The following is a 15134-nucleotide window of genomic DNA, read 5'->3' on the forward strand; positions in this document are numbered from 1 at the left end:
GGATCTGCAGGCCGTGGACGTGCCGGGTTCAGCCAGGAGTGACTCAGCGGCCGCAGCGCTGGCGAATCACCTGCGCGGCGTCATCCGCGAGGATCCGGTAGAGCGCCGGGGAGGGGTGGAAGCCGTCGCCGGCCATCAGGTCGGCGGCCGGCTGGAAGCGGGTCGCCAGCAATGTGCAGTGCTCCTGGCCGGCCAGAAGCTCGGCCAGCAGGTTGTTGAAGCGCCGGGCCCTGAGGCCCAGGTACCAGCGCAGCGGCTGGGGCAGGGCGGGGAACAGGTGCATGGGCGGCACCGGCAGGAAGACGATATGCCTGGCCTCGAAGCGCTCGCTCAAGAGCGCGATCAGGCGCGAGATCCGCGCCTGCCATTCGGCCGCGGCGATGCTGCCGGTGACGTCGTTGACGCCGATGGACACCAGGGCCACATCGAAGGGCTCCGCCGGGCCGTCCGCCAACAGTTGGAACAACTGCTGCGAGTCCAGCCCCGACTGCGCCCGCAGCTGCCATGACAGCTGGAAGTCGCCGGCCAGCCCGGCCACCAGCCGGCCGGTGATCGCCTCGTCCTGGGTACCGGCACCCACACCCGCCGCCGCGGAGTCGCCGAGGATCAACAGGCGCAGGGCCGGCCCGTTGGCGTCGGCATGCCCGCCTTGGCGCGGACCCTCGGCCTCCGGCAACTTGGGGGTAGCCCAGCGGGTGTAAAGCCCTTGGGCGAGTAACAGCGGCCCCAGGGCCACCTTGGCGAACACGTCAGTCATGGGCAGTTAAGCTCGCGGCAAAAAAAGGCGACGCCCGGTGCGCCCCGTGGGATTGTCTCTGCCACAGGACATGGCAATCGCCAGGGGGCGGGCACTTCAGAAGGCATATTGCAGACGAGTGTAGTAGTAACCGCCGGTGAAGCCGAAGGGCGAATAACTGCCCCAGTTGTCGCCGAACGACGAATTGCTGACGCCGATAGGGTCGGGGTACTTGTCGAACAGGTTCTGCGCGCCAACGGCCACCGGTGGCGCTCCCGGCAGATGCCGCATTGCAAGGCCATGATCAACGCGGCGAACGAGCATATGTTGGAACGCCAGGTCTGCCTGCTTTCGGCGATTGCCGTGGACAACCAGCCGGCCCCTGAGCCAGCGAGCCTTGTTGAACCCCTATTGACGAAATAAGGAGTACGAAGATGAACATCGGTTTTCTCGGGTTGGGCGGCATGGGCGCCGCCATGGCCAGCAACCTGCTCAAGGCTGGTTACCAGGTGAGTGTCTGGAACCGTTCGGCCGACAGCCTCAAGCCATTGTTGGAACAGGGCGCGAGCGCGGCGCAGGACCCGGTCGATGCGTTGCGCAACGACGTGGTCATCAGCATGCTCGCCGACGATGCCGCCACCCGTTCGGTGTTGCTGGACAGTGGCGCCCTGGCCTCCGTCCGGCCCGGGCTGATCCATATCGGCATGGCCACTTTGTCGGTTGGCTTGATCAGCGAGCTGGTGGCGCTGCATCGCGAAAGGGGGGTGACCTACATCGCCGCGCCGGTGTTTGGCCGCACCGATGTGGCCCGGGCCGGCAACCTGAATATCCTTGCCGCCGGTCCCGCCGAGGCGATTGCCCGGGTCCAGCCGCTGCTGGATGCCATGGGCCACAAGACCTGGCTGCTGGGCGAAGACCCGTTGAGCGCCGCGGTGGTGAAGATCGCCGGCAACTTCATGATCGCCAGCGCCATCGAGACCATGGGTGAAAGCGCCGCCCTGGTGAAAAGCCACGGCGTGGAGCCGAGCCAGTTCATCGAGATCATGACCAGCACCCTGTTCAACGCCCCGGTGTATCGCAACTATGGCCCGCAGATCGCCGAGCAGCGGTTTTCCCCGGCGGCCTTCCGCCTGGTCCTGGGCCTGAAGGACGTCGGCCTGGCGCTGGAAGCCGGTCAAAGCCGCCATGTGCCGCTGCCGTTTGCCAGCGTGATGCGCGATTCCCTGCTGGAGGCGGTCGCCCGGGGCGATGGCGAACTGGACTGGACGGCATTGGCGCGGATACCGCTGCTGCGTTCCGGGCAGGGCTGACGGCGGATCTCACACCGCGATGCACGCCCGCGCCCAGGTGTGGCCTCCTGGGGGCGGGCGTTCTACAGGTAGTTCCACAACGCCTGGGAAACCAGCGTCGGCTGGCCGCTGCCGAACAGCGTCTGGCCGATCTGCAGGCCCAGTTGCCGGTAGCTTTCGAACTGCGCTTCGTCGAAGAACTGGTTGGCGGTGCTTTCGTTGGGGAAGGTCGGGTGGGCGTTGGCGTAATTGAGCACGTCCACCGGCACCCCGGCGATCAGGCGTGGCTTGAGCAACAGGATCCGCGCGGTGCGCCGGCCCTGGCGATCGAGCACGTTGAACAGCATCGCGCAGCGCTGGCTGTCGCCGGGGCCTGGGTGGGTGAAGTTGGCGGTATGGCCGAAGTAGGGCGCCAGTAGCGAAACCTCATGCACGCCCTGGTCCTCCTCGATCTCCAGGGCCTGGTCGATCCGCGCCAGGCGAATCAGGTTGGCCAGATCGTCGAACTGGTAGGTTGGGTCGGCGCCGCAGTCGCACATGACGATCAGCTCGATCTTGCGCCCCTCGCGGATAAGCTCGTAGGTGGCGGTGTTTTCGAAATGGCCGCCGTCGGAAAGGTATTGGTAGTCGCGGCGCACGCCATGAAAGTGCGCGCTCAGTTCATAGAACAGGTAGGTCTGGGTCGGGAACACCCGGGCCCAGCCCTTGTCCCGCCAGTTGCGTTGAGCGTCGGCTTGTTCGTCACCTTCGAGGAAATTGCCCGGCCACCAGGTGCCCAGGCGCAGGTTGGTCAGGCCGAACGACAGCGAGGTGCCCAGCGAGGTGGCCCGGCCCAGGCCGGTGGAGATCGCCGCGCCGGAGGTCGCCACCCAATGGGCCAGGCCCAGGGTCTGGTAGATCTCGCTGAACCATTTGCTGCGGGTCGAGCGCTTGCGCGGTTCGCCGTCGAGGATGTAGCTGACGCTGTCGGGTGCCTTCGCGCCATTGGGAGCCAGGCACAGTGGCTTGCCCTTGCGGTCGCGCTGCACCAGTTGCTCGGCCGGGTCGACGGTGAGGTTCAGGGTGACGTTGATCAGGTGCACCGGCGCGCAGGTGGGGACGCCGTAGTACTGCTCGATCGGCACGTCGTCGCCGGGCAGGGCTTCGGCGACGCTCAGGCGCTGCTTGCGGATCTTGAGCGTCCTGCCGGCAAAACGCAGGCCGTTGGAGGCGCCCAGATACGCCCGGGTCAGCCGGCTGCGATAGAAAGACTGCAACGAGGACTGGTTGAGAAAACCGATGAAGCGTCCCTCCGCCAGGCTGAGGATCAGTGCCACCCCCACCAGGCCCATGAGGCGCATCAGGCTGTCGCTATCAAGCCCCTGGTAGCGCACGAACTGCACCAGCAGCCCCCAGAGCAGGGCCACCAGCATGAAGATCGCGATACCGGCGACACCGGTGATCACGTTTAGCGGCAGGCGGCTCAGCCAGCCGGGCAAGGCCTTGTCGTCGAGCAGGCTGGAGAGACTGCGGATCGCGCCGATCAGCAACGGCAGCAGGACCGCCGACGACATCAGTTGCGTGCGCTGCTCGCTGATGTAGATCCACTGGGCCAGCCACGGCACCAGGGTGTAGAAGCCCAGCAGCAGGGTGAAGATCAGCGCTTGGGCCAGGTAGCGGGTAACCAGCACCCGGTAGGTGCGCACGCAGTTGTTGCGCGCCAGGACGTCGTCCTTGTCGCGCTTGAACCGCAGGCGCAGGGCCACGCCGATACAGGCCAGCACACCGAACCAGCTGACCAGCCCGCAGACGATCAGGATCGCCCGCAGTTCGGCGTCCAGCCCCCAGGGTGCGCAGGCCAGGCCGATGAACAGGGCACCGATCGCGCTGTACAGCAGAGTCGCCCAGTTCCACAGGTGCACCGCCTCGTCCTGGCTCTTGCGGAAATACACCATCCAGAACGCCAGCATCAGCGGCACTATCCCGAGCACGGTGGCCGCCACCGGTACCCACCAGAGCGAACCACACAGGACGTTGACCAGGTCCATGGGCAGCAGCACGACCAGCGGCGAACACAGCGGGCTGCTGGAAATGAACACCTGCGCCAGCGTGGCCAGGGCCAGCGTGCACAACAGCGGCATGCCGATCACGACATGCAGCGCCAGCAGGTTGCGCAGCGATAGGCCCAGGACATAGAACAGGTCGCCCGAACCACCCGGGGTCAGGTAGCGGCCGTTCTCCCGAAGCCAGGCCAGCGGCGCTTCGCCCACCGGGGCCTTGGCGTAGTCGATATGGGTGTGGATGCGTCCCGGTGGCTCGAAGTCGAGCACTTCATAGGCATCTTCCGCGGCCTGTACTTCGGGACTGGCCACCACCTGGGCGTTTTCCCGCCCACGCAGGCGCCCGGGCAGGAACAGGCTGCCGAAAAACGAACCCAGGTAACCGCCACCGCTGACGGTGGAGAGGTAGTCGAACTGAGCCAGCAGGCGCTTGCCGATGCCCGGCTCTTCGCCCACGGCATCCGGCGCCCTGGCCCGGGCCATGGCTTGCAATACCCCGAGGCAGAAGGTGGCGCTGCGAATGCCGCCGCCGGACAAGGCTACGGCCCAGTGGCCGGCGCTTTTACGCGCCAGGCCCAGCAGATCCCGACGTTGGTCGATACGGGCATGTTCGGCGTGAAACTGGGCATCTTGAGCCGAAGACGCGGGCTTTTTCCTGTCCATGTGCAGCCTCGCGAAAGAGAGGGCGATCCGTCCCTCACGAGTAAGTTAAAGCAGGAAAACAGCAGCTTGCCAGTAGCGCCTGCGACGGACGGAGCGGTGAGTGTGAACCTCAATAGCCAATCGCAATTACCCCTGGCTTTTCATCGCCAAATGGAAGAATTGACCCGCTTGCCATGGCCTAGTATGGCGGCTGTAGGGCGTTGTAAGGCGACTGGCGTACCGAGGTAAACCGGCCCGGTGCGCAGGCAGTCGGTTGTTCGGCCATCAGAAAAAGAACCGGTCGCAACACCAGTGTCCCCAAGGACAGAGGGACCGGTCTGCAGCACATGCAAGGAGCAGCGCATGACACCCGTGAAGCTGATGTTGAGCATTTTCCTTCCTTTGGTGCTGTTACAGGGCTGTAGCAGCGAGACGAAAAACCCCTGCGGCGACAAACCCGGCGAGCGACTCGACGAAGCCAAGTGCGTTGGCCGCGATGCCAGCAGCCTCAGAGGCGCCGACGAGGACTACTTCGCCGACATGGACTACGGCGTGTCCAAGCAACCGCAGCTGCTGGTCGAGCGACTGTCGCCCTTCATCCCCGGCATTACCGAACAGCAGGCGCTCCAGGCCTTCGCCCGCGGGCGCAACAACTGGATCGTCTGGACCGCCGGCAACGATGCGTTGTGGGACAAGCTCTCGCGCGACAGCGTCGGCAACCTCGACCTGCTCAAGACCATCTCCAACCATCCGAGCCTGAAATACAACCGCGATAAACGCTGGCAAGTGCTGGGGGTGGTCAACGAACCCTGCTACGTCAAGGGCGAGGGGCCACGCGACGATCGCTACGGCCTGTGGCTGGACAAGCGCGACCCGTCCTGCGCCGCCGACCCCTTCGAGAACGAGACCAAGTACCCCGGCGTGAAGATCGGCGCCCGCGGCAAGAACCTGCCGGCGGGTTCCTATTACGGCTACGGCACCGGGATCGTCGGCCTGCGGCTGTTCCCCAACCCGGACTTCGACGAGCATGCGCAGAAGAAGTGGGACGCCAAGCGCTATTACGAAGACCCCAGCTACTACAACGACAGCAAGCTGGTGAAACCTTACCGGGTCGGCATGTCCTGCGGCTTCTGCCATGTCGGGCCGAACCCGACCAACCCGCCGGCCGACCCTGAACATCCGGCCTGGTCCAACCTCAACTCCAACCCCGGCGCGCAGTACTTCTGGGTCGACCGGATCTTCATGTGGAACCAGGACCCGAGCAGCTTCCCGTACCAGCTGTTCCACACGTCGAAACCGGGAGCGCTGGACACCTCGTTCGTCTCCACCGACTACATCAACAACCCGCGGACCATGAACGCGGTCTACAACCTCAAGGCGCGCATCGAGCTGGCCTCCAACCTGGGCAAGGAGAAACTCGCCGGTGGCGGGCTGAACAACCGCCAGTTCAACGAAGTGCCTGGCGTGCCGCCGGACAGCCCGCTGGCGCAGTTCTACAAAAAGCCTGACACGGTGTTCACGCCACGGGTGCTCAAGGACGGCGCCGACTCGGTGGGCGCGCTCGGCGCATTGAACCGGGTGTTCATTAATATCGGCCTGTACAGCGAGGAGTGGACCACTCACTTCCGACCCTTGATCGGCGGCAAACCGATCACGCCGTTCCGCATCGACGTGGCGCGCAAGAACTCTTCCTACTGGAACGCCAACGAGGCGCAGACCCCGGACCTGGCGTTGTTCTTCCTGGCCTCGGCGACCCCGGACTACCTGAAGAACGCCCCTGGCGGCGCGGCGCACCTGAGCGAGCCGGCGGCGGTGCTCGAGCGCGGCAAGGAAGTCTTCGCCGACACCTGCGCCCGTTGCCACTCCAGCAAATTGCCGGAAAAGGCCTGGAGCTTCTTTCCCGACCATGGCTGCGTGAACGACGGCTACCTCAAGTGCTGGAACAACTACTGGACCTGGAGCAAGACGCCGGAGTTCAAGACGGCGATGCGGGCCATCGTCAAGGACGAGAAGTTCCTCACCGACAACTTCCTCTCCACCGAACTGCGGGTGCCGGTCACCCTGACCGAAACCAACGCCTGCAGCCCGCTGGCGACCAACGCCCTGGGCGGCAATATCTGGGACAACTTCTCGTCGGAGTCGTACAAGCAGTTGCCGGCGGTAGGCTCGGTGCTGGTGCAGAACCCGTACACCGGCGAACCCTGGGAATACGCGATGCCGGCGGGTGGGCGAGGTTATACGCGGCCAGCCTCGCTGGTCAGTGTGTGGTCCACCGCGCCGCTGCTGCTGAACAACCGCCTGGGTCAATTCCACTGGAAGGGTGGGGTGGAGGACCGCATGGCGTCCTTCGACAGCGCGATCGAGATGCTGCTGTGGCCGGAACGCCGCACTGGCGACTTCCAGGTCATGACCCGCTCCGGCAAGACCCACATGGGCACCGTTGATGTCACCAGTGAGACCAGCTACCTGCGGGTCAGCAGCGGCTATCTGCCGACCTTCCTGCAAAAGCTCGAAGGCCTGCTCAGTCGCTGGCTGCCGTGGCTGTTCGGCGAGGACGGCATCCAGCTCGGGCCGATCCCGCAAGGTACGCCGGTGAGCCTGCTGTCCAACATCGACCTGGAGAAACGCGACCAGGTGCTGGAGCTGCTGCTGAAGATCAAGCACGACCTCAAGCAATTGCCGGCCGGTGCCAGCGACGAGGAAGCCCGCAAGGTCTTCTCCGGCCTGGTCAAGCCGCTGCTGCAGGTGAGCAAGTGCCCGGACTTCGTGGTGGACAAGGGGCATTACTTTGGCACCAGCTTCCTCAAGGATGAAGCGCCTCTGAGTGATGCAGACAAACGGGCATTGATCGCCCTGCTGAAAACTTTCTAGGTGGCCAGCGATGAACAACGAAACGGATTACGAGTACATCGTGGTGGGTTCCGGGGCAGGGGGCGGCACCGTCGCCGCCCGCCTGGCCGAACAGGGACGCAAGGTGCTGGTGCTGGAGTCGGGCAGCGACCCGGCGGCGGCGGACACCACCGCCCCGCGGCTACCGGAGGAGTACGAAGTGCCGGCCTTCCACCCGCGCTCCACCGAGAACGATGCGATGCGCTGGGACTTCTTCGTCCGCCACTACAGCGACGACGCCCGCCAGTTGCAGGACCCCAAGTTCACCCGGACTTTCCAGGGCGAGGACGTCGACGGGGTGCTGTACCCACGGGCCAGTTGCCTGGGCGGCTGCACCGCGCACAACGCGATGATCACTGTCTACCCGCACAACCAGGACTGGGACCATATCGCGCAGATCACCGGCGATCCATCGTGGAAAGCCAGTGCCATGCGCGAGCACTTCCAGAGCCTGGAGAACTGCCATCACCGGCCGCTCCAGCGGTTTCTCTCCTGGTTCGGCATCAACCCGTCGCGGCATGGATTCAAGGGCTGGCTGCACGTGGAGAAGGCGATTCCGGAGGCAGCGTTCGACGACCAGTCGCTGGTGCGTGCGATCGTCGACGCCGCCGAGCAGGCGTTCAAGACCCTGGGCGAAACCCTCAAGCGCATCGGCTGGCAGTTGCAGGGCGTGGGCGACCCCAACGACTGGCGACTGGTACGCGAGGACGCCATCGGCCTGCGTTATCCGCCGCTGACCACCCGGCACCACCATCGCCACGGTACCCGCGAACGCCTGCTGGATGTGCAAAAGCGCCACCCGGACAACCTGCACATCGAGCTGGATGCGCTGGTGACCCGGGTGCTGCTCGATGATCAGCAGCGCGCCTATGGCGTGGAGTACATCAAGGGCGCGCGCCTGTACCGGGCCTGCACCTTGCCGCGCAATACCTCCGGTGAACTGCGCCAGGTGCGCGCCAGCCGCGAAGTGATACTCGCCGGCGGCGTCTTCAACACCCCGCAACTGCTGATGCTCTCAGGCATCGGCCCGCGCGAAACCCTGGAGGCCATGGACATCCCGGTACGGGTCGAGTTACCCGGCGTAGGGCGCAACCTGCAGGACCGCTACGAGGTCGGGGTGGTCAACCGGATGAACTTCGAGCACTGGGAAGTGCTCAAGGGCGCGCGCTACGCCAAGGGCGATCCGCAGTACGAGGAATGGGCCAAGGGCAAGGTCGGGGTCTACAGCACCAACGGCGCGGTCCTGGCGATCATCAAGAAATCCCTGAAGCAACGGCCGCTGCCGGACCTGTTCTGTTTTTCCCTGCTGGCGCTGTTTCGCGGCTACTTCCCCGGCTACTCGAAGCTGATCGTCGAGCACCTGAACTACCTGACCTGGGCCATCCTCAAGGCCCATACCAACAACAACGCCGGCTACGTCACCCTGCGCTCGAAGGACCCGGCCGACACCCCGCTGATCAACTTCCATTACTTCGAGGAGGGCAACGACACCCAGGGCGAAGACCTGCAATCGGTGGTGGAGGGTATCAAGTTCGTGCGCAACCTGGCCCAGCCGTTGAAAGACGCCGGGCTGATCGCCAGCGAAGAACTGCCCGGCGATGAAGTGCAGACCGACGAGCAGCTCAAGACCTTCGTCATGAACCAGGCCTGGGGCCACCACGCCTCCTGCACCTGCCCGATCGGCGCCGACGACGACCCGATGGCGGTACTCGACAGTGCCTTCCGCGTGCGCGGCGTGAGCAATCTGCGGGTGGTGGACGCCTCGATCTTCCCGAAAATCCCCGGGTTCTTTATCGTCACTTCGATCTACGTCGCGGCGGAAAAGGCCGCGCAGGTGATCCTGCAGGATGCGACCGCGGTACGGGCGCAGGTGGTGCGAGGCGCAGGGCAGGTTGCGGCCGGTGCGGATAGAGCGACCACGGTGGAGGCGATGGTTGCGTCAAAACGCTGAACCATGGGCAGAAGGCCGAGCCGTCGAGAGGCTCGGCCTTTTTTTGCCTTCAAGGTGTGCCCGGATGGGGATCCGGATACTCAGCCATCACCTCGAGCGGCTTTGCATAAGGCCCATCCCACAATTGTTCGTGCAATTCGCCGATGCGCTTGGCCATCGCGCTGTCGTGCATCACCACTTCCAGGTTGCGCGAGTTATCCAGATAGCCACCGAGCCAGTTGCTGGTGCCGACCCAGGCCACCTGCCCATCGATGTCCATGGTCTTGCTGTGAATCACCCGTGCATAGGGAATGAACCCTTGGGACGCCTGGGGCAGGGTGACGATCCGGATCTGGACATTGGGCAGTACCGCCAGGCTTTTCAGGTAGGGCAGTTCCAGTTTGTCGGTGTTCCAGTCGGACACCATCAACTTGATCGACACACCCCGCGCCGCAGCGGCCCGCACGGCATTGTCGATCACCGCGTAATAGGGGCGGGTCCGCTCAGGCCCGTAGGACAGCGGTGCATAGTCCAGCAACTGCACCCGCACTTCGTTCTTCGCTTCGGCCAGCAGGCGCGGCAACTCCTGCTGTGAGTCGCCCACGCCAGGCGGGTTGTAGCGTTGCGGGCTGGCCACCAGGTAATTGCCGCGGCGTGCCGGCTGCTGGCCGGAGGCGGGCAGGGGCACCGGCTGGTTTGCCGCCAGGGCGGCCTGGGCCTGCCAGTCCTGTTCGAAGATCGCCTGCACCTGGGCCACGATGGCTTGATCGCTGATGCGCAACCCGGTTTCGTGGATGTGCTCCAGCGAGCGCCAGTCGAAGTTCTGGCTGCCGATGAATGCCTGTTTGCCGTCCACCACCATGTACTTGGCGTGGATGATCCCGCCGCTCACCCGGGCATAGGGCAGCACCCGGAAGGTCAGGTTGGGAATCGCCCGCAAGCGTTCCAGGGTGGCGGGGTCCGACAGTTTCAGGCCCTTTTCCTCTAGCAGGAAGCGGATCTTCACCCCGCGTTTGCCAGCCGCCTCAAGGTGTTCGATCACCCCGTCCAGCACCGACCCGGGATGGTCCGCTGCATAAAACTGGCCGATATCGATCTGGCTTTTCGCGCCATCGAACAGCTCGATCCACACGGGGCCGGGTTGCCGCAAATCCGCCGTGCCAAGCGCGGTGTCCACTGGCACCGTATGCACCAGCTCGAACCCGGCAATGGCAAAGTCCGCCTGGACCAGCGGACTGATGAGCAAGCCAGCCAGGCCGGCGATCCGAACGCTGAGCAGCGCTCGTGGAAATTTCATGCATACGGACATAGGCGTCTCATATCGGGAAAAGGCGGGCGCAGCCTGCGCCCGCCCTGGGGGTTACGCGGTAGTACGGCTGTGCAACGGGGTCGGCACCCGCTGCGGCACCTCATCCTGCAGCCGGGCACCGGTGGCCGCGCGGATCAGCAGCATCTTCAGTTGATCGTTGATGCGCTCCAGGCTGTCCTGGAAAAAATTATGGAACACCACGCAGAACAGGGCGATGGCGATGCCCAGGCCAGTGGCGAACAACGCCGTGCCGATACCGCCGGAAATCTGGGCCGGGTCGGACACGCCGGCACTGGCCAGGGCCTTGAAGGTGTCGATGATCCCCAGGATGGTCCCCAGCAAGCCTAGCAAGGGCGCGGCGGTGGTGATGGTTTCGATGATCCACAGGCTGCGGGCCAGCGGGGCGCGGGTCGACAGGTATTGGCTTTCGATCACGTCGTCCAGGTCCTTGCGCGAGCCGTGGGCAGCCTTTTGCGTCAGCACCGGCAGGAGCATGCTCAAGGGCAGGCTGTCGCGGCGGGTGGCACCTTGCGGCAGATCCCGCTCGCTGTGCACGTGACTGCCCAGGGCCTCCGTCAACGACCTGGCCTGGCGCCGCACATAGGCAAAGTAGAGACCGCGCTCGATGGCGATGAAGATCGCGATGGCCATCGCGGCATACATCACATAGAAGGTGATGTCGTGAAGCAGGTTCATGTCCATGATGGTTTACCTCATTCTTAGCGGATGACGATCAGAAATTCGCTTCCAGGGAGACGGTCACGGTGCGTTCCAGGCCCACGATGTAGGCCGGGTCGCCGTCACGGAAACCTTCGTAGGTCGCGGCGTTGGTCTTGGTGGTGTACACGCCGTCCAGGTACTTCTTGTCGAACAGGTTGTCGACGTTCAGGCGCAGGGTCGCGTCCTTGACCACTTTCTTGTCCACCGGCAGGTAGATACCGGCGCCGAGGTTGAATACGGTGCGGCCGGAAATGGACTCGTCGTTGGTCAGGTCGCCATACAGCTTGCTGGTGTACTTGCCGCCGAAGGTGCCGTAGAAGCGCCCGTCGTCGTAGCCGATGTTGGCCGCCAGCATGTTCTTCGGCACGTTGGCGAACTGCTTGCCGCTGGTGGGCAGGACAATGGCCTTGCCGGCGTTGTAGACGGTCAGGTCGTCCTGTTGCTCGGCGCGGGTGTAGGTGTAGGAGGCGTAGTAGTTGAAGTGGTGGGGCAGCAGGCCGTCTCGACCCTCAAGTCCTTTGTGGTGGAGTCGGGGCGGGCGGGGGCGATTGCGGTCTAGTCCGTCCGGCTGTAGCGCATTACCCGCCTGCGCTGCTTGACGTCCGCGACCTAGTACTTGCGCTTGAAGTCATTGAGGCAGCCACCACCTCGTAGTCCTTAACGCCGAAGCCAGAGCATCTTTCGCGACACTCTGGTTTCGGTATTCTGGCCTGGTTACTTGATCAGCGTTTCGACAATGTTCAATGGCGCTTCGGCGTACTTGGAGAACTCCATGGAGTAGCTCGCGCGCCCCTGGGACATGGAGCGGACGTCGGTCGCATAACCGAACATTTCACCCAGCGGCACTTCGGCACGGACAATCTTGCCAGAGACCGAGTCTTCCATGCCCTGGATCAGGCCACGACGACGGTTCAGGTCACCCATCACATCGCCCATGTAGTCCTCGGGGGTGACGACCTCGACCCGCATGATCGGCTCGAGAACCACACCCTTGCCCTTTTCGCGCAGCTGCTTGGTGGCCATGGAGGCCGCTACCTTGAACGCCATCTCGCTGGAGTCGACGTCGTGGTAGGAACCATCGAACACGGTCGCCTTCAGGCCGATCAGCGGATAACCGGCGACAATGCCGTTCTTCATCTGCTCTTCGATACCTTTCTGGATGACCGGGATGTATTCCTTCGGCACCACGCCACCCACCACCTCGTTGGCAAACACCAGGCCTTCAGTGATGTTGCCTTTTTCGTCGACGTCAGCCGGAGCGAAACGGATCCAGCAATGGCCGAACTGGCCACGACCACCGGATTGACGAACGAACTTGCCTTCGATTTCACAGCCGACGGTGATCTTCTCGCGGTAGGAAACCTGCGGCTTGCCGATGTTGGCCTCGACGTTGAACTCGCGCTTCATGCGGTCAACGAGGATGTCCAGGTGCAGCTCACCCATACCCGAGATAATGGTCTGGCCGGTTTCTTCGTCGGTCTTGACGCGGAACGACGGGTCTTCCTGGGCCAGCTTGCCCAGCGCAATCCCCATCTTCTCCTGGTCAGCCTTGGTTTTCGGCTCTACCGCAACCGAAATCACCGGCTCAGGGAAGTCCATACGCTCAAGGACGATCGGTTTGTGGATATCGCAGAGCGTGTCACCGGTAGTGACGTCCTTCATGCCGATCAGGGCCGCGATGTCGCCGGCACGGACTTCCTTGATTTCCTCGCGCTGGTTCGCATGCATTTGCACCATGCGACCCACACGTTCCTTCTTGCCCTTGACCGAGTTGATCACCGAGTCGCCGGAACTCAGGAAACCCGAGTAGACGCGAATGAAGGTCAGGGTCCCCACGAACGGGTCGGTAGCGATCTTGAACGCCAGGGACGAGAACGGCTCGTTGTCGTCCGCATGACGCTCGTCGATGATTTCGTTGTCGTCGGTGCTGTCCGGGTGATGGCCCTTGATCGACGGGATTTCGGTCGGAGCCGGCAGGTAGTCGATGACGGCATCGAGCACCAGCGGAACGCCCTTGTTCTTGAACGAGGAACCGCAGACGGCCGGCACGATCTCGCTGGCCAGGGTGCGCTCGCGCAGGCCGGCCTTGATCTCTTCGACGGTCAACTCACCCTCTTCAAGGTACTTGTTCATCAGCTCTTCGTTGGCTTCGGCGGCGGCTTCGACCATCTTGGCGCGCCACTCCTCGGCCAGCGCCCGCATATCGGCGGGAATTTCTTCCTCGCGATAGGTGGTGCCCTTGTCGTCGTCGTTCCAGTAGATCGCCTTCATCTTGATCAGATCGACCTGACCCGCAAAGCTATCTTCAGCGCCGATCGCCAACTGGACCGGAACCGGGGTGTGGCCCAGGCGGCTCTTGATCTGGCCGACCACGCGCAAGAAGTTGGCACCGGCACGGTCCATCTTGTTCACGTAGACCACTCGTGGCACGCCATACTTGTTGGCCTGGCGCCATACGGTTTCGGACTGCGGCTCGACACCGGCAGTACCGCAGAACACCACGACCGCGCCGTCGAGTACGCGAAGCGAACGCTCCACTTCGATGGTGAAGTCGACGTGGCCCGGGGTGTCGATAATGTTGACCCGGTACCTGTCATCGTATTGGCCGCGAGAACCTTTCCAGAAGGTGGTCACGGCAGCGGAAGTAATGGTGATACCACGTTCCTGTTCCTGCACCATCCAGTCGGTGGTGGCAGCGCCGTCATGCACCTCACCCATCTTGTGGCTCAGGCCCGTGTAGAACAGGATCCGCTCGGTCGTGGTGGTCTTGCCCGCGTCTACGTGGGCGACGATACCCAGGTTGCGGTAATGATTGATGGGGGTTGCACGACTCATGATGCTCTCCTTGGGCGGGACAAGGCTGATGTTCACTGGTTCCGACGGAGCTGACCCGCAAGGCGGACGCAACGCTCGCCGCCAGATTGCCAGGCGGCCCGCGCACACCGAGGGTACATGTCCTGCCCGGTGTTAAATGTCCGAATGCATCGTCGAACACCTGAGGATGGGCAATGAAGCCAGTGTTACAAGCAATGTAGTCCTCCTCGCGGACAAGGTGCTTGAGAACTTACGATTGACCTCACCCAAAGGGTTATATAGCCCTGGCGGGCATATATCCCATGGATATCGATGGAGCACTCCCATGGACCGAGGCACCCATCAATGACGTGAGCAGCGGCGTGGCGATGTCCAGGGTACGTTGCAGACTCATCCGCTGCCCTTGGGCGTTGAAGGCCAGGCGCCCGGTTTGCAGCAGGCGCACAGGCACCATGGGTTTCGCAACAGCTGTGTACAGCCCGCCATCGCCGTGCGCGGGCCTGGACATAATCGTCATAGAACCCACGCCCTCGATGCATGTGCACCAGTGCTGAGTCAACGTCGCCGGATTGCGCTGCTTGCAGCAGGCGCGCCAGCACCTCGAGGCTATGTTCGTCGGCCAACCCGTGATGGATCGAGAGGAAACAAGCCTGGCGTCGGCAAGCACCTGCATCATGCCCACCCGTTCGGTTGATTCTGTGGCCGGGCCCTGACGGAATGCCGGGCGGGGAGGGTGTGAGCATTATGGCTTGCAGCATTCCACAGT

The 15134-nt window shown here is 63.7% G+C and carries 9 protein-coding genes and 1 pseudogene; 3 read left to right on the forward strand and 7 right to left on the reverse strand.

Features of this window, described 5'->3' with window-relative positions; genetic code table 11:
• Nucleotides 1-43: 43 nt before the first annotated feature.
• Both H0I86_RS16345 and H0I86_RS16350 read right to left on the reverse strand, forming a co-directional pair.
• Nucleotides 44-757 carry an SGNH/GDSL hydrolase family protein gene (locus H0I86_RS16345; protein ID WP_180921287.1) on the reverse strand — a complete coding sequence of 238 codons (714 nt, stop codon included), beginning with the start codon at nt 755-757 and terminating at the stop codon, nt 44-46.
• A gap of 96 nt (nt 758-853) precedes the next feature.
• Nucleotides 854-1027 (reverse strand): hypothetical protein, encoded by a 174-nt coding sequence (locus H0I86_RS16350; protein ID WP_180925950.1) that lies wholly within the window; start codon nt 1025-1027, stop codon nt 854-856.
• Between the two features lie 143 nt (nt 1028-1170).
• Here H0I86_RS16350 and H0I86_RS16355 point away from each other — a divergent pair, with 143 nt between their 5' ends.
• Complete coding sequence (locus H0I86_RS16355; protein ID WP_180921288.1) at nt 1171-2046, forward strand: NAD(P)-dependent oxidoreductase; 876 nt, start codon at nt 1171-1173, stop codon at nt 2044-2046.
• 62 nt (nt 2047-2108) lie between these two features.
• On the opposite strand, the gene H0I86_RS16360 is transcribed toward H0I86_RS16355, so the two are convergent.
• Nucleotides 2109-4727, reverse strand: coding sequence for a hypothetical protein (locus tag H0I86_RS16360; protein WP_180921289.1), 2619 nt, complete (start codon nt 4725-4727; stop codon nt 2109-2111).
• Nucleotides 4728-5069: 342 nt separating this feature from the next.
• Here H0I86_RS16360 and H0I86_RS16365 point away from each other — a divergent pair, with 342 nt between their 5' ends.
• A complete protein-coding gene (locus tag H0I86_RS16365; protein WP_180921290.1) occupies nt 5070-7577 on the forward strand; it encodes a hypothetical protein in 2508 nt (835 codons plus the stop codon).
• Between the two features lie 10 nt (nt 7578-7587).
• A complete protein-coding gene (locus tag H0I86_RS16370) occupies nt 7588-9546 on the forward strand; it encodes a GMC family oxidoreductase (protein ID WP_180921291.1) in 1959 nt (652 codons plus the stop codon).
• Nucleotides 9547-9595: 49 nt separating this feature from the next.
• Here the strand turns inward: H0I86_RS16370 and H0I86_RS16375 are convergent, their stop codons facing one another.
• The 4 genes and pseudogenes from H0I86_RS16375 to fusA all read right to left on the reverse strand — a co-directional run bounded on the left by H0I86_RS16375 (nt 9596) and on the right by fusA (nt 14389).
• A complete protein-coding gene (locus H0I86_RS16375; protein WP_258019327.1) occupies nt 9596-10822 on the reverse strand; it encodes a phospholipase D-like domain-containing protein in 1227 nt (408 codons plus the stop codon).
• A gap of 63 nt (nt 10823-10885) precedes the next feature.
• Nucleotides 10886-11536, reverse strand: coding sequence for a MotA/TolQ/ExbB proton channel family protein (locus H0I86_RS16380; RefSeq protein WP_180921293.1), 651 nt, complete (start codon nt 11534-11536; stop codon nt 10886-10888).
• Between the two features lie 31 nt (nt 11537-11567).
• Nucleotides 11568-12083, reverse strand: a pseudogene (locus H0I86_RS16385) (TonB-dependent receptor domain-containing protein); the annotation flags it as partial.
• A gap of 185 nt (nt 12084-12268) precedes the next feature.
• On the reverse strand, nt 12269-14389 hold the full coding sequence (fusA, locus tag H0I86_RS16390) for an elongation factor G (RefSeq protein WP_180921294.1): 2121 nt from the start codon (nt 14387-14389) through the stop codon (nt 12269-12271).
• Between the last annotated feature and the right edge of the window lie 745 nt (nt 14390-15134).

The organism is Pseudomonas chlororaphis subsp. aurantiaca (assembly GCF_013466605.1).
Lineage (GTDB): Bacteria > Pseudomonadota > Gammaproteobacteria > Pseudomonadales > Pseudomonadaceae > Aquipseudomonas > Aquipseudomonas chlororaphis_I.